The following is an 18,390-nucleotide window of genomic DNA, read 5'->3' on the forward strand; positions in this document are numbered from 1 at the left end:
CACCGTCCGGCCCGCCGACGACGTCGCCGCGGAACGCCACGAGTCCCCGCTAGGCGGTCGCGGCGGAGGGCCGCACGGCGGCTCCCGCGGCCAGTGCCGAGGTGAAGCGCCGCAGCAGAAGCACCGCGGTCGCGGCGAGCCCGGTGAGCAGCCCGAGCCAGAGGCCGACCGCGTCCCAGCCGCACGCGAAGGCCAGGATGCACGAGGCCGGGAGTCCGATCGCCCAGTAGCCGACCAGCGTGATGCGGAAGCCCCCCTTCGTGTCGTCGAGGCCGCGCAGGAGTCCGACGCCGATGTTCTGGGCGCAGTCGAAGAATTGCAGGGCCGCGGCGACGAACAGCAGGTGCGTGGCCGTGTCGACGGCGTTGCCGTCGGCGGCTTCGAGGAACGGCCTGAGCACGAGCCGGGGTACGGCGAGGTAGACGGCCGCGACCGCGCCCATGACGCACGCGGCACACGCCAGGGCCGTGGTCATCAGGCGCCGGGCACGTTCGTGGTGGCCGAGGGCGATTTCCCGGCTGACGTTGATGGACGCCGCGTGCGAAAGCCCCACGGCGACCTGGAAGACGATGTAGACGAGTTGGTTGACGGCCGTGTGCGCGGCGAGCGCCGCCGGGCCGAACGACCCCGCGAGCAGCGCCGTCAGGGAGAAGAAACCCGCCTCGGACCCGTACGTCGCCGCGATGGGAACGCCCAGCGCCACCAGGCGTTTGACGGTGGCGGCGTCGGCCTTGAGCGGGTTGAGGCTGAGCAGCGGGGCGAGTTCGTCGTCGCGGCGGGCGCTCGCGTACAGCGCGGCGAAGGTCAGCAGGTACACGGTGGACGTCGCGGCGCCGACACCCACCAGGCCCAGCTTGGGCATTCCCCAAGTGCCGTGGATGAGAACCCAGTTGAGCCCCGCGTTGACCGCGACCGAGGCGAGGGTGATCCGCAGGAGCGCCTGGGGGCGCCGCATGCCGACGGTGAACTGGCGGATGGCCTGAAACCACAGGCACGGCAGCAGTCCGGGGGCCAGGGCCAGGAGCATGCGCTGCGCGCGGTCGGCGACCGCGGCGTCCTGTCCGAGGTGCGGGAGGGCGTAGCCGATCGCCGGCAGGAGGAGGGCGCCGACGATGCCGGCCGCGGTGGCGACGGCGAAGGCCGCGCGCACCACGGAGCGGACCTCCTCGCGCGCGGCGTCGGCCCCGGCCCCGTGTTCCGCGGCCTGTTCGGCCCGGGCCGCGGCGGCGGCGATCTGGTTGCCGACCGAGGTGACCAGGCCCACACCCATCGTCCGCACCTGGTTGAAGATCACGATGGCCAGCCCGCCCGCGGCCAGTTCCTCGGTGCTGAGGAGGCCCATCATCACGGTGTCCGTGGTGGTCAGGGCGACCTGGGCCAGCTGGGTGAGGATCAGGGGAACCGCGAGGACCGCCAGGGCGCGGGCGTCGCGTATCACGGTCGTCAGCATCGCGGGGTCCGGCTCCAGTCGTCCAGCGGGGGCGGGACGCAACGTAGCAGCAGGCTCCGGGCCGACGAATCCCGGCCACTTCCTTGCACATCACGCCCATCTTAGGATAGGCAAACCTCATCAAAGTATTTCATTCCAGATCGAGGCCGCACATGTATCTGAACAGACGTCAAATACTCGTGGGAAGCGGGGCCATCGGCGCGGGCATCCTGCTCGCCGGCTGTTCCTCCGAGAGCGGCGGCTCCCCGGCCCCCCGGTCCTCCGGCGGCACCCCGAAGAAGGGCGGCACACTCCGCGTCGGGGCCCTCGGACGCGCCGGTGCCATCACCCGCGACCCGCACGGCACCCAGACCAACGAGAGCGACTACCTCGTCCTCGGCCTCGTCTACGACACGCTCACCGTGCCCGGTGCCACACCGAACACCCTTCCCCGGCTCGCGGCTTCGTGGGAGCCCTCGCCCGACCTGAGGACCTGGCGCTTCAAATTGGCCCCGGGGGCCGTGTTCCACGACGGCAGCCCGGTCACCGCCGACGACGTGGTGTGGTCCCTGCGGCGCCTGCGCAACACCAAGTCCGGGGCGTCGCGGCTCCCCGGCGTCGAGGCCGCCAACATCAACGCCGACGGGCCCGACACCGTGGTGCTGGTCTCGGACTACCCGAACGCGGAACTGCCGCTCCTGACACGGCTGACGACCTTCGTCCTGAAGAAGGACACCCCCGACAACGCGCTCGAGAACGCGCCGGGCACCGGCCCGTTCAAGCTCGACTGGTACCGCAACGGCAACGCCCGCCTCGTCCGCAACGACCAGTGGTACGGCGGCGAGGTCCACCTCGACGCGATCGAGGTGACCATGTTCGAGACCGCCCAGGCGATGGCCAACGCCATCATGGCCGGGCAGATCGACCTGGCCTCCAACGCGGGCTCGATCGCCGCCCGAACGGCCGAGAGCCGCAAGGACCTCCACATCATCCGCCGGTCCGACGACATGGCGATGCCCATCGTGATGCGGACGAAGGACGGCCCGTTCGCGGACCCGCGCGTCCGCGAGGCGCTGCGCCTGGTCGTCGACCGCGACGCCATGGTCAAGCAGGTGCTGTCCGGCTACGGAACCGTGGCCAACGACATCATGGGCACCGGCGACCCGCAGTACGCGCGCGACCTGCCGCAGCGCACCCGCGACCTCGCTCGCGCGAAGCAGCTGCTCGCCGAGGCCGGCTTCGACCTCGGCAAGTCCTACGACCTCGTCACCACCGAGGACATCGCCGGACTCGCGGAATCCGCCACGCTGTTCGCCTCCCAGGCCCGCGAGGCCGACATCCGCATCAACGTGGTCAAACAGGAGTCCGGCGCCTTCTGGGACGACACCTGGCTCAAGGGCAGCCTCTACACCACGTATTGGGGCACCAACGACTCCGCGATCTTCTTCGCCTCGAAGACCCTGGTCAGCGAGGCGGGGCAGAACGAGGCCGGGTTCGCCGACCCGGCGTTCGACGCCGCGTACCGCGACGCCATCGGAGCCCCCGACCAGGCCGCGCGCGCCGCCGCCCTCGCCGAACTCCAGAAGATCGAGTACGAGCGGTCGGGCTACCTGCTCTGGGGCATGGCCGACGGCATCGACATCGCGACCGCAAAGGTCAACGGCCTGCCCACCCTCGCCGGGTACGGCCGTGTGCAACTGCAGGGCGCGTGGCTGAGTTGACCCCGCTCGCCGACACGGCGGAGCCCGCCCCGGGACCGGGCACCGCCGTGCGGCGGATCGCGTACGCCGGGTCCTGGGGCCTGCGGGCCGGCGCGGTACTGGTCCGCCGCGCCCTGCTGCTGGCCGCGATGCTCGCCGTCGTCTTCCTCGCCGTCGAGCTGCTGCCCGGCGACGCGGCCAGTGCGACGTCCGAACGCGGGGACAGCGCCGCGGACATCGCCGCGCGCCGTGAACTCCTGGGCCTGGACCGGCCGTTGTGGGAGCGGTTCGCCGACTGGATGACCGCGCTGCCGACGGGCGACCTCGGCACGTCCGCGCGCGGCGAGAAGGTCGCCGACCTGCTGCGCGACCCGTTCCCCAACACGCTCATGCTCGCCGGAACCGCCTTCGCGCTCACCGCCGTCGCCTCGATCGCCCTGGGGTGCCTCGCGGCGGCGCGGCCCGGCCGGCTCACCGACCGCGTCATCGGGCACGTCGCGACATCCGCGTTCGCCGTACCGGACTTCGTCGTCGCCACGGGCCTCATCCTGACGCTGTCGCTGTGGACCGGGTGGCTTCCCGCCGTCACCGTCTCCGGGCCGGACGGCGATCCGGCGAACTGGAAGATGCTGATCATGCCGGTCCTGGCCCTGACGATCCCGCAGACCGGGTGGAACACCCGGATCGTGCGCGGCGCCCTCGCCGACCAGGCGGCGACGCCGCACGTCGAGGCGGCGCGCCTGGACGGGCTGTCCACGCCCCGGGTACTCCTGCGGCACGCCCTGCCGGGCGCGCTCCCGGTCATCGCCACCGGGCTGGCCACGTCCACCGGCATGCTGCTCGGCGGCGCGGTCGTCGTCGAGACGCTGTTCAACTACCCCGGCATCGGCAGCGTTCTGGCCGGGGCCGTGGCAAGCCGCGACACACCGCTCATCGCCGGAGCCGTGGCCCTCGCGGGCGCCGCGATCACGCTCGTCCTGCTCGCCGCGGACCTGATCCGCGCGAAGACCGTGGGAGCCCAACGATGACCAGCCCCCGTCCGGGCGCCACCGCACCGGCCGCGTCCGGCCCGCCGCGAAAACCGGCCCGGCACAAGCCGGTCCGCCGCGCCCTGGGCCTCATCGCGCCCGCCGCGGTGCTCCTTGCCGTCGCCCTGGCGGGCCCGTGGCTCGCGCCGCACGCGATCGACAAGCCGGTCACCGGGTCGTACGCGACCGCCGGCGACGGCGCCGTCCTCGGCGGCGACCAGCTCGGCCGCGACGTGCTGTCCCGCCTGCTCGACGGCGGCACCGCACTCATCGGCGGCGCCTTCCTGGTCGGCGTCACCGTCACCGGGCTCGCGGCGGTCCTGGGATGCCTCGCGGTCCTGCGCCCCAGGCTCGGCACGGTGCTGGAGCGGGCGGCCGACCTGGCCATCCTCCTCCCTCCGGTGCTCGGCATCATGCTGATCGCACTCGCCTGGCCCGACGGCGGGCGCTGGGCCGTGATCCTCGCGGCCATCACCCTCGGGACGCCGTACGCGGTCCGCGTCGTCGCCGCAGCCGCCGCCCCGCTCGCGTCCGCCGGCTACGTCGAGGCCGCGCTCATGCGCGGTGAGTCGACGTTCTCCGTCATCACCCGCGAACTGCTCCCCAACCTGCGCGCCACCGTGCTGACCTTGTTCGGACTGCGCTTCGTGGAAGCCGCCTACATCATCTCCACGGCCGCGTTCCTCCAGATCGGCCCGCAACCCCCCGAGGCGGACTGGGCCTTGATGATCCGCGAGAACGCCCCCGGGATCCTCCTCAACCCGTGGGCCGTCCTCGCCCCCAGCGCCGCGATCGCGCTGCTCGCGATCACCGTGAACCTCGCCGCGACCGCCCTCGCGCCCCGCACCAAGGCGGTGATCCCCGCGTGAACGCCGTCGAGGTGCACGGACTCCGTATCCACGTCCCCCACGGCCCGCGCCTGCTGGACGTCCCCGACGTGGGCGTCCCCCGGGGGCGCGTCACCGCGCTGACCGGCGCCTCGGGATCCGGCAAGACCACCCTGCTCAAGGCCCTGCTCGGGTCCCTGCCGCCGGGAACGGTCGCGGACGGCGGCGTCCGCGTGCTCGGCCACGACGTGCTGCGCCTCGGCGCGGCGGAGCTGCGACGCCTGCGCCGCACCGAGCTCGCGTACGTCGGACAGGACCCGGGGTCGGCGCTGAACCCGCGCATGACCGTGCGCCGCCTGGTGGCCGAGACCGCCGAGGACCCGAGCGGCGCCGCGGTCGAAGCGCTCCTGGAGGAATGCCGGCTCCCGGCGCACGACGGCCTCGCCGACCGCCGCCCCCACGCGCTGTCCGGGGGCCAGCAGCGCCGCGTCGCGCTCGCCCGCGCCCTCGCGCGCAACCCGGCCCTGCTGCTCCTCGACGAGCCCACCGCCGGCCTCGACACCGCGCTCCGCGACGAAATCGCCCGGCTGCTGCGCCACTTGGCCGACACCCGGGAGCTGGCGATCGTCATGGCCTGCCACGACCCGGAACTCGTCGCCGCCTGCGCCGACCACACCATCGCGCTCACCGCGCCGGAGAACGCGGTCGACGCGCCGCCCCGTCCGCGCACGCGCTCCCCCCGCCCGCGCCCGGACGAGCGGCCGGCCCCGGCCGACGACGCCGCGGTGTCGGCTCCCGGCCTTGTGGCGGACGACGTCACCGTCACCTACCCGGGACGCCGCGGTACCGCCCACCAGGCCCTGCGCGGTGTCGACTTCGCCGTGGCGCCGGGGTCCGCCACCGCGATCGTCGGACCGTCCGGCTCCGGCAAGACCACGTTGCTGCGGGTCCTGGCCGGGCTCACCCCGGCGACCGGCGGCTCTCTCGGCCTGCACGGGGAGCCCCTTCCGCCGAAGGTCCGCCGCCGCACGCGCGAGCACCAGCGGCAGATCCAGCTCGTCCCGCAGAACCCCCTCGACACCCTCAACCCGAGCCGGACCGTCGCGGCGGCCCTGGACCGGCCCCTGCGCCTGCACAGCCCCCTCGACCGCGCGCAACGGGCGGACCGCGTCGAGGAGTTGCTGGAGGCGGTCGGCCTGCCCGCCTCGTACGCCGCCCGCTACCCCGCGGAACTCTCCGGCGGGCAGCGCCAGCGCGTCGCGATCGCCCGCGCCCTCGCGACCGACCCCGCCTATCTGCTCTGCGACGAGATCACCAGCGCGCTCGACCCCGACACGGCCGCCGCGATCATGGACCTGCTCCACGGTCTGCGCCACAAGCGCCGGATGGCCGTGGTGCTGGTGAGCCACGAACTCCACCTGGCCGCCGCCTACACCGACACGACGCACACACTGGCCGACGGCACGCTGACCGCCGCCGGGCCCTCGACACGGCCGGCCGCCGCCGCGCCGCGGCCGACGGGCGCCCGCGAGGCCTGAGAACATCGGGGGAGAGGAGGCGCGGTGCGGGTGCTGTTGGTGGAGGACGAGGTGCGGCTCGCGGAGACGATCCGGCAGGGTCTCGCCGACGCCGGGGTCAACGTCGAGGTCGTGCACAACGGCGTCGACGGGCTGTGGGCGGCCACGGAGAACACGTACGACGTCGTCGTCCTGGACATCATGCTGCCCGGGCTGAACGGCTACCGGGTGTGCGCCGGGCTCCGCGAGCGGGGTGTGTGGGCGCCCGTGCTCATGCTCACCGCGAAGGACGGCGACTGGGACCAGGCCGACGCGCTCGACCTAGGCGCGGACGACTACCTCACCAAGCCGTTCAGCTTCGTGGTGCTGCTGGCGCGGTTGCGGGCGCTGGTGCGGCGGGGAGCCGCGGCCCGACCGGTGGTCCTGGAGGCCGGCGACCTGGCGTTGGACCCCGCGAGGCGCCGGGTCACTCGCGCGGGTGCGGAAATCCGGCTGACGCCGCGCGAGTTCGCGCTGCTGGAATTCCTCATGCGGCGTGCGGGCGACGTGGTGTCCAAGACCGAGATCCTCGCGCAGGTCTGGGACGCGAACTACGACGGGCCCGCCAACGTGGTCGAGGTGTACGTCGGCTACTTGCGCAGGAAACTGGCCTCGGAGTCGGCTCCCGCACCGATCGAGACCGTGCGCGGCATGGGCTACCGGCTGACCCGCCCGTCCTGACCGCCGTCGGCGGGCCCGGCGGCATCCGCGCCGGGCAGCGGCAGGTCGACGCGGAACAGCGCGCCGCCTCCGGGCGCGTCCTCGACACGCACGTCGCCGCCGTGCGCGAGGACCAGTTCGCGGACGATGGCCAGGCCGAGCCCGGACCCGCCCGAGGCCCGCTGGCGGCTCTCGTCGAGACGGACGAACCGGTCGAAGATCCGCTCCCGGTCCGCCTCGGGGACGCCGGGGCCGTCGTCGCGCACCTCGACGACGGCGCGGCCGGGGACGGTGGTCAGCGTGAACGCCACCGCCGACGCCGCGTGCCCGGCGGCGTTGTCCGCGAGGTTGCGCAACACCCGGGTCAACTGCCCGCGGTCGCCGACGACTTGCACCGGGGTCAACGCGGCGGTGACCGCGAGTCGCGGGTGTTGGGCGGCGAGGCGGGCGCGCTCGGCCGCGACCACGTCGTCCAGGTCGACGTCCTCGGTCGTGTGGGCACCGCCGTGCTCGTCGGTCCGGGCCAGGAGCAACAGGCCGTCGACCAGGTCGCCGAGGCGGACCGCCTCGGCGCCCAGCACCGCGAGGAGTTCGGCGTCGCGGCCCTCCGGGTTGCGCGCCGCGAGGACGTCCAGGCCGGAGCGCAACGTCGCGAGAGGGCTGCGGAGTTCGTGTCCGGCGTCGGCGACGAACCGGTGCTGCGCGGTCACTTGGGTCTCGACGCGGTCGAGCATCGAGTTCATGGTGGTGGCGAGCCGGGCCACCTCGTCCTGGGCCTCGGGGACCGGGACGCGCTCGGCGAGCCGGGACGCGGTGATGCCCGAGACCTTGCGGCGGATCGCCTCGACCGGGACCAGGGCACGGCCCACGAACAGGTACGTCGCGGCGGCGACGACCAGGACCAGCGGCGGGCAGCCGATCACCAGGAGCGCTGCGGCGTCCTCCAGACTCTCGTGCACCGGCTCCAGGGACTCGCCGACCAGGACGGTGTACGTGCCGGCCGGCGTCCGCGCGCCGACGGCGGCGATCCGGTACCGGTGCCCGTCGCCGGGACCGAGCCGGCGGTCCTCGTGCAGGACCTGCCCGGCGGCGGGCCGCAGCGACGACATCGTCGGAAGCCCGGACGACGCGGGGGACGCCGCGACGACCCGGCCGGACGGGTCCAGCACCTGGACCGGCACCGGTTCGCCGCTCCCGGGGGCGAGGGCGCCGCCGGACGGCCCTTGGCGCTCGACGTCCGCGGCGACCGCCTCGGCGCGCTGCGTGGCGGCGGCCCCGACGGTGTGGGTGAGCTGCCGCTCGTAGAAGAGCGCGAACGCCGCCGCGGCGGCGGCGAGCACCACGGCGACCACCGCCGCGGCGGCCAGCGCGGACCGCACGCGCACACCGACGCGCCGCCGCACCCACAACCGCACACGGGACACCATGGCGGAGAGCCTAGGCCGCCGCCCGGCAGGCGTGCGGTCGCCTCTCAGCGGATTCTCAGGGTCGCCCGGGCAGGCTCGGGAGTGTGCGGGCGACTCCGTCCCGCACGGCGCGGCGTACCGCCCGGGTGCGGCGCCGTGCCGGCTACCTGTGAAGGGAACGGCGCGTGGTTTCACCTCCCACCTCGGATCTGGCGGTCAACGTCCTCGACGCCGGGTCGCTGCTGGCGTCGTTCGGGGCGCTGGGCATCGCCGTCGTCCTGTTCGCCGAGACCGGGCTGCTGGTGGGGTTCTTCCTGCCGGGTGACTCGCTGCTTTTCACCGCGGGCCTGCTGAGCGTGTCGGGAGCCTCGGACACGGTGCATTTGTCGCTGTGGCAGGTGCTGGTCGCGTCGGTCGCCGGGGCGCTGCTCGGGGCGCAGGTCGGCTTCGTGCTCGGACGCCGGGGCGGTCGGGCGCTGCTCGGCCGCTACAAGAACCCGCGCCTGCACGAGGGCGTCGAGCGCGCCGAGGACCTGCTGAGCCGGTACGGGCACGCCAAGGCCATCGTGCTGGCCCGCTTCGTCCCGGTGGTGCGCACGGTGCTCAACCCGCTGGCCGGGGTGCTCGGGGTGCCGTCCCGCACGTTCGCGGTGTGGCAGGTCCTGGGCGGTGTGGTGTGGACGGTCGGGCTGGTGCTGGCCGGGTACGGGCTCGGGTCGTCCGTGCCGAACGTCGACCGCTACCTGCTGCCCATGGTCGCCGTGGTGGTCGTCGTATCGCTGATTCCGCTCGTGCGGGAGTTGCGCCGTGCCCGCCGCGCCCGCGGAGCCGTGCGGGCCCCGCGGGTGCAGGAGGGCGCCGGGGAGCGCCGATGACCCCAGGCGCGTTCTCCGGCTCGTCGGTCGACGGCGGCCTGTACCTCCGCGTCACCGAATCCGCCCGGCACACCCCGGGCACCGTCAACCACCTGATCGAGGCGTGGACGGCGTACGGCCTGATCGTGTTCGCCGCGCTGATGCTCGCGGCGTGGTGGACGGCCCGGGGACGCGATGCCGCGCACATGGCGATGGCCGTGTGCGCGCCCGCGGTCGTGGGGCTGGTCTACCTCCTGGACACCGCGCTGAAGTCGGTGTTCGCCGAGAGCCGCCCGTGCCGGACGCTGTCGGGGTCGTTCACCCTGGAGTCGTGCCCCGGCGCCGGGGACTGGTCCTTCCCCAGCAACCACGCGGTCATCGCCGCCGCGGCGGCGACCATGATCTGGCTGGTGCACCGGGCGCTGGGGATCGTGGCGGCGGTGGCGGCCGTCGCCATGGCCGCGTCGCGGGTCTGGGTCGGCGTGCACTACCCGCACGACGTGGCGGCCGGGCTGCTCCTGGGCTTCCTGATGGCCTGGCCCCTGGCCCAGGCCGCGGCGCGCGCGGCCCCCTGGGTCGACCGCCTGCGGGCCTCACGCTGGCGCGCGTGCGTGGCCCGCTGACCCCGGCGCATTCCCCCACCGGCCGGTTCCCGGTCGCGCGGCCCGGCCGCCGCTTTCAGGCGGTCCGGCCGCGCGCTCGGCGTTCCGCGTGGAGGTCGATGAACACGGCGATTTTGGCCCGCAGCGCCCACAGGTCGAACGGCTTGACGATGTAGTCGACGGCCCCCGCCGAATAGCCGCGGATCGAGTGTTCGGCGTCGACCGCCATGGCGGTCAGGAAGATGATGGGGATGTCCCGGGTCCGTGACCGCCGCTTGATGTGCGCGGCGGTTTCGTAGCCGTCCATTTCCGGCATCTGGACGTCGAGGATGATCAGCGCGAAGTCATCGTGGGCGAGGAGGGCCTTCAACGCCTCCTTTCCCGACCGTGCGGAGACGATCTCGTGTCCCGGCGCGGCGACGACCTCCTCCAGGACGAAGAGGTTGTTCGGCTGGTCGTCGACGATCAGGATCTTCGGCGGCACGGCGTCCACCGAGGGCGGCGGGTCGGGCTCGGGCCGCGTCAGGACCGCGAGTTGCCGTTCCAGGGTGTCGCACCGCGCCTCGGCCTCCAGGCCGCGGCGCCGGGTGGTCTCGAGTTCGTCGGAGAGGCTGCGCACCTGCATCGCGAGGGCTTCGCGCTCCGACTCCAGGACCGTGTGCTGCGGCGAGCGGACCGCGCCGGACCACGTGCCCTCCAGCTGCGTCAGACGCGCCTCCAACTCGGCGATGCGGTGGTTGCGGTCGACGAGAGCGCCGCCGAGCAGTTCCTCGTCCACGGACGAGCGCCGGGCGTCCAATTCCGCCTCCGCGAGCTGGAGTTCCAACACCTTCGCGGACCCGGTCGCGGCGCCGACGTGGTGAAACGCCGCTCCGTGCAGGCGTCGCAGATGCGCGACGGCCTCCGGAGCCTCCGCTTCCCCGCGGCACCGGGCGACGTCGTCGAGGAGTTCGACGACGAACTGCCACGGCGGGACCCGTGCGCCGCTGAGGAACCGCGAGATGCTGCCCGCATCGCGGAAGCGCCGCGCGCCGTAGCCGCGGACGGAGACGTCGAGCACGCCGAAGAGGGCCCGGAGTGCCTGCGCGAACTCCCGGCATTCCTTGGTGAGTCGCGTCCAGGGGGCGGAGCGCCATCGCGCGCCCTCATTCCCCGGCGGAGGCCGGACGCGTCGGCGCCGCCTCCGCACTGCCCTCGCCGAGGCCGGCGGCCTCGTGCCCCACCCCGATGATCCGGTCGAAGAAGCCCACCGCGAGACCGAGCGCCCCACCCCCGCACAGCAGCGCCTGCGGCCCCCCGGAACCCGCCATCGCGGTCAACACCGCGGCTCCGGCACCGGTCAGGCCCGCGAGCAGGAAGACCAGCGCGGCGCGGGGCGACAGTAAGGGGCGATTCACAGGGCTCTCCTCGGAACGTCGTACGCCACCGGGCCGCGGACCGTACCCGATGCGATGACAGGATCCTGGCTCATCCCGGAGGCGTTGTGGACCGCGCAACACCATTTCGTCAACGCCCGGCAACGCCGCAGCAACACCCGCCGCCACCCGCCGCACCGGCCACGGCAGTTGCCGGGCCGGACACCCGCCGCCGCGTATCACCGGACGATCGGACCGACCGGCCCGACCGGAACCCGCGACGGGCTCACGGAGCGGCATCGCCGGGGACGATCCCGCGTGCGCCGTCGCGTCCGCGGCCCGCGGAGGCCGGCTCCGGGGCCGCGCCCCGGCGACGCCGCCCCCAACACCGGGGCCGCGCTCTCCCGCCGCGTGGGTGTGCAGATGCGTACCGGTCTTTCGGTCGCGTCAGTCGGCGCGGTCGCCGGGGCGACGGCGGCGCCCTCGGTCACGCGGGCGGGCGACCGGCCGGTGCCGGTGACCGGCGGTTGCGGCCACAGGGCAACGACCGCCTGCCACAAGGCCGTTGACGACCCGGCGAGGCCGCGGCGGTACGGCCCGCGGCCCGCCCGGAAGCGCCGCCGCGAAGGCCTCGGCCCGGTCGACGGATCGCCCGAACGCCAACCCCTCGCACGGCGCGAACCCCACCGCGCCACCACGGGCGCAAACCGCGGAACACCCCCGGCACAAACCCACCGATCATCGTGCGATGATCGCAGCCGCGGATCGCTCGGCCTCGCGTGGCTCACCCCATGACCATGCGGGTCCCGGTACGGGTGTCCCATATCGCGAAACGGACAAAACACGACAATCGCAGGCGCCGACAAGGGCAGCTCGGCATCCCCCACCGGAACACGGACGACATCGGAGGGTCCCTCATGACGACTTACGACAGCGCCGCCCAAGTCGAAGCGTTTCTTTTGGGCGATTCTTTCCCGTGTCTCGCGGGTCGTTCGGGGTGGCGGCAGAACGGCATAAGGCACCGGCACTACGCGGACCTCGGCGACCAGGCCTCGGCGCGGCAGCTGACCCGTGATCTGCACGACTACATCTCGCAGGCCACGTGGTCGGGCAAGCCCTTCACCAGCTTCGTCGCCACCTTCACGGGGCCGCTGGACACCGACGAGGTCCTGTTCGAGCAACTGCTGTGGCGAACCCTGCAGTTCGTCCACGACGAGGACTGCCTCGACTACCCCTGGGCAACGGGCTACTCGGCCGACCCCACGTCGTCGTCCTTCGCGTTCAGCGTCGCCGGCCACCCCTTCTTCGTGATCGGTCTGCACGAGAACCACAGCCGAGGCGGCCGGCGCCCGCCGTTCCCGATGCTCGCCTTCAACTCGCACGTGCTGTTCGACCACCTGAAGGCGAACGGGGTGTGGCCGCGGCTGCAGGACAAGATCCGCAAGCAGGACATCGCCCTGCACGGGTCCATCAACCCCAATCTGGCCGAGCTGGGCGGCCCGGAGGCGCGGCGCTACTCCGGGCGACGCAACTCGCCCGACTGGGTCTGTCCCTTCGTCCCGTCCACCGAGGAACAGTCGGCGACCCCCGTCACCGCGGCGGCGGCCGAGGACGCACCGCCGTCCCGTCGGCACACGGAGACGCCTCCGCTGCTGCGCCGGACGCGCGAACGCGCGGCCTACCCCGAACCGGCGGGCCATCACTGACCGCTCACGCGGCCGGCACCGCGCGGACGAAACCGCGAACGCCCCGCCCGCGCGGACCGCAGGCTCCGCGCGGGCGTCCTCGCGCCGGGCGGTGGCGACGACCGACTCCCGCCCCCGCGGCGGCTCTTGGGGCTTGGCCCCGGCTCGGCGGCGTCGCCGCGCACCGCGCGTTTCGCGGTCCTCAGACGGCCAGCAGCCCCCGGACGCGTTCGTCCGCGAGGTCGCGGCCCGGGCCCTCGTGGACGACGACGCCGGCGTCCAGCACCGTGAACCGGTCCGCGAGCCGCATGGCGAAGTCGAGGTACTGCTCGACCAGCAGGACCGCGAGCCCGCGCTCGCGGTGCAGCAGTTCGATCGCGTCCTCGATCTCGGTCACGATCGAGGGCTGGATGCCCTCGGTCGGCTCGTCGAGGATCAGCATGCGCGGCCGGGTGACCAGCGCCCGCGCGATGGCGAGTTGCTGCTGCTGGCCGCCGGACAGGAAGCCGGCCCGGCGCTTGAGGAACGGGCGCAGGCGCGGGAACAGGTCGAGCGCTTCGTCGACGGCACCGCGGTCTTTGGCGCCGCTCGCCTCCCACGTCACGCGGAGGTTGTCCGCCACGGTCAGCTGCGCGAACGTCTCGTGGCCCTGCGGGACATAGCCCATGCCGAGCCGCACCCGCCGGTGCGTCGGCATCCTGGTGACGTCGCGGCCGTCGAAGACGACCCTGCCCCCGCGCGCGGGCAGCACGCCCATGACCGCGTTGAGCAGGGTCGTCTTGCCGACGCCGTTGCGGCCCATGACGCACGCGAGCGACCCGGCGGGCACCGCGAGGTCGACGCCGAACAGCACTTGGGCGCGGCCGTACGCCACTTCGAGGCCGGTCACCTCCAGCATCACGCCACCTCCTCCGTCGCCATCGCCGCGGCCCCGCCCGCCCGCGCCTCCGCCGCCACCGGAGCGGGCTCGGCCGCGCGCGTGTCGCGGGAGCGGCCGAGGTAGACCTCCCGGACGCGCGGATCCGCCTGGACCGCGGCCATGTCGCCCTCGGTGAGCACCCGGCCCTCGTGCAGCACGGTGACCTGCGAGGCGTATCTCCGGACGAACTCCATGTCGTGCTCGATCACGATGACGGTCCGGTCGCGGGCGATCTCCACCAGCAGCTCACCGGTCCGTTCGCGCTCCTCCCGCGACATGCCGGCCACCGGCTCGTCGAGCAGCAGCAGGCGCGGCTCCTGCGCGAGGAGCATCGCGATCTCCAGCCACTGGCGCTGCCCGTGCGACAGCACGCCCGCCGGGCGCTCGGCGAGGCCCAGCAAGCCCGCGCGGTCGAGCACGGACCCGACGATCCCGCTGCGGCCCTTGCGGCGCCGCAGCAGCGCGGGCAGCCGCATGCGGAACGTCGCGGCGAGGTCGACGTTCTCCTCGACGGTCAGTTCCTCGAACACGACGGCGGTCTGGAACGTGCGGCCGACCCCGAGGCGCACGACCTGGTGCTCCCTGCGGCCCACCAGCTCCCGCCCGGCGAACGTGACGCTGCCGCCGCCGGGCCGGGTGAGCCCGGTGACGACGTCGACCAGGGTCGTCTTGCCGGCGCCGTTCGGCCCGATCAGGAAACGCAGTTCGCCCTCGCGCACGGTCAGGTCGATGCCGTCGAGCGCGCGGAACCCGTCGAAGACGACGGACAGGCCGCGGATCGTCAGCAGCGGTTCGCCCGGCCCCTCGCCGGGCCCGCCAGGTGCCGGCGCGGCATGCGGCGCGGCCTTCGACGCGACGGAGGAATCGTTGCGGGTCACACGGTCACCTCTTTCTCGGCCGACGTACTCGGCGGCGCTCCCGGCGTCGGCGCCGCGGGCGTGCCGGAGGCCGCCGGATGCCCGGGGACGGACGACGTCCGGGGCCACCGCGTCGCGACGAAGTCGCGGAGTTGCCCGGCCAGTCCGATCACGCCCTTGGGCGCGAAGGCCATCACGGCGATGAAGAGCGCGCCCTGGAGGTAGAGCCACCCGTCCGCGTAGTGCTCGGAGAACGTGGTCTTGGCGTAGTTGAGCAGCACGGCGCCGAGCACCGCACCGGCCAGCGCGTACCGTCCGCCGACCGCGACCGCGAAGACGAGTTCGAGGGACGGCACCACACCGAGCAGCGCGGGCGAGATGATCCCGACGACCGGGACGAACAGCGCGCCCGCGATGCCGGCCGATATCGCCGACAGGGTGAACGCGATCGTCTTGACGACCGCGGGATCGTAGCCGAGGAACCGTACGCGGTCCTCGCCGTCGCGCACCGCGATCAGGAGCTTGCCGTAGCGGCTGGCGACCAGTTGCCGGAAACCCAGGTACAGCAGCCCGAGCACGACGGCGACCGCGAAGTAGAGCACGCGCCGGTCGGCGTCGCTCGCGAGGTCGAGGCCGAAGAACGAGGTGAAGTTGGTGAGTCCGTTGGTCCCGCCGGTCAGCCCCTGCTGGCCGACGAGCCAGATGACGAACGCGGCGGCGAGGGCCTGCGTGAGGATCGCGAAGTAGGCGCCGCGCACGCGACGTCCGAAGACCAGCAGGCCGAGCAGCGCCGCGACGGTGCCCGGCAGCAGCACGACCATCAGGATCGCGAACCACGGCTGGCGGAACGGCTCCCACAGCAATGGGAGTTCGTCGACCCCGCTCCACACCATGAAGTCGGGCAGTTCGCCCGGGCCCGCCTCGGCGAGCTTGAGGTGCATCGCCATCGCGTAGCCGCCCAGGCCGAAGAAGACCCCTTGGCCGAGGGTCAGCATGCCGCCCTTGCCCCACGCGAGGCCGATGCCGAGCGCGGCGATCGCGAAGCACAGGTATTTGCTGAGGAGTTCGAGGCGGAACGGGGACAACGTGGCGGGGGCGACCGCGAGGAGGAGCAGCGCGACGGCGGCGAAGGCGACCGGGCCGCGCCACCGGCCGGGTGCGAGGCGCCGCCCGAACAGCCCGGGGGTGCTCATGTCAGCTTCCGGGATCGGAGGACGAACAGTCCCTGGGGCCGCAGTTGGAGGAATCCGATGATCACGGCGAAGACCACCACCTTGGCGAGTGAGGCGTCGGACCAGTACTCGACGTAGCTGTTGAGCAGTCCGAGGAAGAAGGCCGCGATGACCGCGCCCTGGAGGCGGCCGAGGCCGCCCGCGACGACGACGAGGAACGCGTCGACGATGTAGTAGGTGCCGAGTGCGGGACCGACGGGGCCGATGAGGGTCAGCGCGACGCCGGCGACGCCGGCCAGGCCCGAGCCGATGAAGAAGGTGCGCTGGTCGACGCGGGAGGTCGCGATGCCGCTGCACGCCGCGAGGTCGCGGTTCTGCATGACCGCCTGCATGCGGCGGCCCTGCTTGGTGCGGGCCAGGTAGATCCAGATCGCGACCACGCACAGCACGGCGAGGGCGAGGATGAACATGCGCGCGTACGGCATGCGGATGCCGAGCCATGCGCCGCCGCCCACCAGCCACGTCGGCGCCTTGACCTGCACGTTCGGAGCGCCGAACAGATCGCGTGCCACCTGCTGGAGGACGAGGCTCACCCCCCAGGTCAGCAGCAGCGTGTCGAGCGGCCTGCCGTAGAAGCGCCGGATGAGCGTGCGCTCCAGGATCAGTCCCATCAGGCCCGCCACGACGAAGGCGACCGGCAGTGCGACCAGCACGGCCTGGCGTCCCGCCCAGTCCTGGAGCATGTAGGCGGTATAGGCGCCCGCCATGATGAATTCGCCGTGCGCCATGTTGATGACGCCCATCTGGCCGAAGGTGAAGGTCAGGCCGAGTGCGATCAGCAGGAGCACGGCACCGATGGAAAGACCGATCGGCAATTGGTTCATGAAGGCGTTCAGATGGTCCACCCCCTTTCGAACTTGCCGGGACTCCGCGCTCCGGTATTCGGGGCGCGGAGTCCGCCGGGCGGTTTTTCTGCGGTCGGTCGGAAAAGCGTCGTTTCAGTCGGCGGAAAGGATCACAGATCCGTCGCCCACGGATATTCCTTGAGATACGGATCGGGTTTGACCGGGCCGCCCGAATTCCAGACCTCCTGGATCAGGCCGTCCTCCCGGACGACGCCGATGCGGGCGGTCTTGTACACGTGCTGCGTCGCGCCGTCGATCGTGACCTTGCCCTCCGGCGCGTCGATCGCGACGCCGTCGCAGGCCTTCTTGATCGCCTCGGGCTCGAAGCTGTTGGCCTTCTCGACCGCGGCCTTCCACAGGTAGACCGAGTTGTAGCCGGCCTCCATCGGGTCGGAGGTGACCTTGTCCGCGCCGTACGCGGCCTTGTACGCGGCGACGAACTCGCTGTTCCGGGCGCCCTCGGTGGTCTGGTAGTAGTTCCACGCCACCGGCTGGCCGGCCAGGTAGTCCGGGCCGATGCCGCGGACCTCCTCCTCCGCGACGCTCACCGACAGGACGGGCATCCGGTCGGGCCCGACTCCGGTGCTGCGCAGCTGCTTGAAGAACGCCACGTTGCTGTCGCCGTTGAGGGTGTTGAAGACGGCGTCCGGGTGGGCCTCGGTGACCTTGTTGATGACGGTGCTGTACTCGGTGTGGCCGAGCGGCGTGTACTCCTCGCCGACGACCTCCATGCCGTTGGCCTCGGCGTACTTCTTGATGATCTTGTTGGCGGTGCGCGGGAAGACGTAGTCGCTGCCGACCAGGAAGATCTTCTTCTTGCCCTGGGCCTTGAGGTAGTCGAGCCCCGGCACGATCTGCTGGTTGGTCGTGGCGCCGGTGTAGAAGATGTAGGGCGACGACTCCAGGCCCTCGTACTGCACGGGGTAGAACAGCAGTTGCTTGTTCTTCTCGAAGACCGGCAGCATCGCCTTGCGGCTCGCCGAGGTCCAGCCGCCGAAGGTGACCGCGACCTTGTCGTTCGAGATGAGCTTCTGGGCCTTCTCGGCGAAGGTCGGCCAGTCCGAGGCGCCGTCCTCGACGACCGGTTCGACCTTCTTCCCCAGCACGCCGCCCTTGGCGTTGATCTCGTCGATGGCGAGGAGCACCGAGTTCTTGACGGTGACCTCGGAAATCGCCATCGTGCCGCTGAGGGAATGCAGCACACCGACCTTCACGGATGATCCGCTGGTGTCGATCGACGCGCCGCCGCCGGTGCCGGCGCCTTTCGACGTGCTCTTGTCGGACGCACACGCCGTGGTGGCGAGTGCGAGCGCCAGGGAGACCAATGAAGCCGCAGTCAGTCTGGCGGTGCGTCTGCCGAAGGATATTTTTCGCACGCTTCGGGGCTCCTTTTTTCGCACTGATGACGTCCCTGAGTGTCGCGACACACGGTTTC

The 18,390-nt window shown here is 72.7% G+C and carries 17 protein-coding genes; 8 read left to right on the forward strand and 9 right to left on the reverse strand.

Annotation, left to right across the window (positions count from 1 at the left end; all coding sequences use genetic code 11):
* Nucleotides 1-49: 49 nt before the first annotated feature.
* Nucleotides 50-1,450 (reverse strand): MATE family efflux transporter, encoded by a 1,401-nt coding sequence (locus LO772_RS07600; protein ID WP_231777614.1) that lies wholly within the window; start codon nucleotides 1,448-1,450, stop codon nucleotides 50-52.
* A gap of 152 nt (nucleotides 1,451-1,602) precedes the next feature.
* On the opposite strand from LO772_RS07600, the gene LO772_RS07605 reads away from it, so the two are divergent.
* Genes LO772_RS07605 through LO772_RS07625 form a run of 5 tightly spaced genes read left to right on the forward strand, consistent with a single transcriptional unit; the run spans nucleotide 1,603 to nucleotide 7,221 of the window.
* Nucleotides 1,603-3,150 carry an ABC transporter substrate-binding protein gene (locus tag LO772_RS07605; RefSeq protein WP_231777615.1) on the forward strand — a complete coding sequence of 516 codons (1,548 nt, stop codon included), beginning with the start codon at nucleotides 1,603-1,605 and terminating at the stop codon, nucleotides 3,148-3,150.
* Nucleotides 3,138-4,157 carry an ABC transporter permease gene (locus tag LO772_RS07610; RefSeq protein WP_443089376.1) on the forward strand — a complete coding sequence of 340 codons (1,020 nt, stop codon included), beginning with the start codon at nucleotides 3,138-3,140 and terminating at the stop codon, nucleotides 4,155-4,157. The genes LO772_RS07605 and LO772_RS07610 overlap by 13 nt, the downstream gene beginning before the upstream one ends.
* Nucleotides 4,154-5,026, forward strand: a complete 873-nt coding sequence (locus tag LO772_RS07615) for an ABC transporter permease (RefSeq protein ID WP_231777616.1) — start codon at nucleotides 4,154-4,156, stop codon at nucleotides 5,024-5,026. Before LO772_RS07610 ends, LO772_RS07615 begins: the two co-directional genes overlap by 4 nt.
* Nucleotides 5,023-6,522: an ABC transporter ATP-binding protein gene (locus tag LO772_RS07620; RefSeq protein ID WP_231777617.1), complete on the forward strand. Its 1,500-nt coding sequence runs from the start codon at nucleotides 5,023-5,025 to the stop codon at nucleotides 6,520-6,522. Before LO772_RS07615 ends, LO772_RS07620 begins: the two co-directional genes overlap by 4 nt.
* 24 nt (nucleotides 6,523-6,546) lie before the next feature.
* Nucleotides 6,547-7,221 (forward strand): response regulator transcription factor, encoded by a 675-nt coding sequence (locus LO772_RS07625; RefSeq protein ID WP_231777618.1) that lies wholly within the window; start codon nucleotides 6,547-6,549, stop codon nucleotides 7,219-7,221.
* On the opposite strand, the gene LO772_RS07630 is transcribed toward LO772_RS07625, so the two are convergent.
* Nucleotides 7,197-8,627 carry a sensor histidine kinase gene (locus LO772_RS07630; RefSeq protein ID WP_231777619.1) on the reverse strand — a complete coding sequence of 477 codons (1,431 nt, stop codon included), beginning with the start codon at nucleotides 8,625-8,627 and terminating at the stop codon, nucleotides 7,197-7,199. The two genes, LO772_RS07625 and LO772_RS07630, sit on opposite strands and share 25 nt — an antisense overlap.
* Nucleotides 8,628-8,791: 164 nt before the next feature.
* Here LO772_RS07630 and LO772_RS07635 point away from each other — a divergent pair, with 164 nt between their 5' ends.
* Both LO772_RS07635 and LO772_RS07640 read left to right on the forward strand, forming a co-directional pair.
* Nucleotides 8,792-9,481 carry a DedA family protein gene (locus tag LO772_RS07635; protein WP_231777620.1) on the forward strand — a complete coding sequence of 230 codons (690 nt, stop codon included), beginning with the start codon at nucleotides 8,792-8,794 and terminating at the stop codon, nucleotides 9,479-9,481.
* Nucleotides 9,478-10,083, forward strand: coding sequence for a phosphatase PAP2 family protein (locus tag LO772_RS07640; RefSeq protein WP_231777621.1), 606 nt, complete (start codon nucleotides 9,478-9,480; stop codon nucleotides 10,081-10,083). The genes LO772_RS07635 and LO772_RS07640 overlap by 4 nt, the downstream gene beginning before the upstream one ends.
* Nucleotides 10,084-10,138: 55 nt before the next feature.
* On the opposite strand, the gene LO772_RS07645 is transcribed toward LO772_RS07640, so the two are convergent.
* Together LO772_RS07645 and LO772_RS07650 are read right to left on the reverse strand one after the other, a co-directional pair.
* Nucleotides 10,139-11,122 (reverse strand): response regulator, encoded by a 984-nt coding sequence (locus LO772_RS07645; protein WP_231777622.1) that lies wholly within the window; start codon nucleotides 11,120-11,122, stop codon nucleotides 10,139-10,141.
* An 85-nt stretch (nucleotides 11,123-11,207) separates the two neighbouring features.
* Nucleotides 11,208-11,459, reverse strand: a complete 252-nt coding sequence (locus tag LO772_RS07650; protein ID WP_231777623.1) for a hypothetical protein — start codon at nucleotides 11,457-11,459, stop codon at nucleotides 11,208-11,210.
* A gap of 875 nt (nucleotides 11,460-12,334) precedes the next feature.
* Between LO772_RS07650 and gntA the strand changes: the two genes are divergently transcribed.
* Nucleotides 12,335-13,123: a guanitoxin biosynthesis heme-dependent pre-guanitoxin N-hydroxylase GntA gene (gene gntA / locus LO772_RS07655; RefSeq protein WP_231777624.1), complete on the forward strand. Its 789-nt coding sequence runs from the start codon at nucleotides 12,335-12,337 to the stop codon at nucleotides 13,121-13,123.
* A 181-nt stretch (nucleotides 13,124-13,304) separates the two neighbouring features.
* Here gntA and urtE read toward each other — a convergent pair whose 3' ends face one another.
* The 5 genes from urtE to urtA form a co-directional block, all read right to left on the reverse strand.
* A complete protein-coding gene (gene urtE / locus LO772_RS07660; RefSeq protein WP_231779453.1) occupies nucleotides 13,305-14,000 on the reverse strand; it encodes an urea ABC transporter ATP-binding subunit UrtE in 696 nt (231 codons plus the stop codon).
* The gene (gene urtD, locus LO772_RS07665) at nucleotides 14,000-14,809 is read right to left on the reverse strand and encodes an urea ABC transporter ATP-binding protein UrtD (protein ID WP_231779454.1); all 810 of its coding nucleotides are present in this window, start codon (nucleotides 14,807-14,809) and stop codon (nucleotides 14,000-14,002) included. Before urtD ends, urtE begins: the two co-directional genes overlap by 1 nt.
* An 86-nt stretch (nucleotides 14,810-14,895) precedes the next feature.
* Complete coding sequence (urtC, locus tag LO772_RS07670) at nucleotides 14,896-16,071, reverse strand: urea ABC transporter permease subunit UrtC (RefSeq protein ID WP_231777625.1); 1,176 nt, start codon at nucleotides 16,069-16,071, stop codon at nucleotides 14,896-14,898.
* On the reverse strand, nucleotides 16,068-16,946 hold the full coding sequence (urtB, locus tag LO772_RS07675) for an urea ABC transporter permease subunit UrtB (RefSeq protein ID WP_443089441.1): 879 nt from the start codon (nucleotides 16,944-16,946) through the stop codon (nucleotides 16,068-16,070). Before urtB ends, urtC begins: the two co-directional genes overlap by 4 nt.
* Before the next feature lie 119 nt (nucleotides 16,947-17,065).
* Nucleotides 17,066-18,322, reverse strand: a complete 1,257-nt coding sequence (gene urtA / locus LO772_RS07680) for an urea ABC transporter substrate-binding protein (RefSeq protein ID WP_443089442.1) — start codon at nucleotides 18,320-18,322, stop codon at nucleotides 17,066-17,068.
* Nucleotides 18,323-18,390 lie beyond the last annotated feature (68 nt).

This window comes from Yinghuangia sp. ASG 101, assembly GCF_021165735.1.
Taxonomy (GTDB): domain Bacteria; phylum Actinomycetota; class Actinomycetes; order Streptomycetales; family Streptomycetaceae; genus Yinghuangia.

Bases quoted from the DNA above. Each gene is read 5' to 3' on its own strand.
- LO772_RS07600 (WP_231777614.1), bottom strand. From the start codon at position 1,450: ATGCTGACGACCGTGATACGCGACGCCCGCGCCCTGGCGGTCCTCGCG.
- urtE (WP_231779453.1), bottom strand. From the start codon at position 14,000: ATGCTGGAGGTGACCGGCCTCGAAGTGGCGTACGGCCGCGCCCAAGTG.
- LO772_RS07630 (WP_231777619.1), bottom strand. From the start codon at position 8,627: ATGGTGTCCCGTGTGCGGTTGTGGGTGCGGCGGCGCGTCGGTGTGCGC.
- LO772_RS07605 (WP_231777615.1), top strand. From the start codon at position 1,603: ATGTATCTGAACAGACGTCAAATACTCGTGGGAAGCGGGGCCATCGGC.
- urtC (WP_231777625.1), bottom strand. From the start codon at position 16,071: ATGAGCACCCCCGGGCTGTTCGGGCGGCGCCTCGCACCCGGCCGGTGG.
- LO772_RS07615 (WP_231777616.1), top strand. From the start codon at position 4,154: ATGACCAGCCCCCGTCCGGGCGCCACCGCACCGGCCGCGTCCGGCCCG.
- LO772_RS07640 (WP_231777621.1), top strand. From the start codon at position 9,478: ATGACCCCAGGCGCGTTCTCCGGCTCGTCGGTCGACGGCGGCCTGTAC.
- gntA (WP_231777624.1), top strand. From the start codon at position 12,335: ATGACGACTTACGACAGCGCCGCCCAAGTCGAAGCGTTTCTTTTGGGC.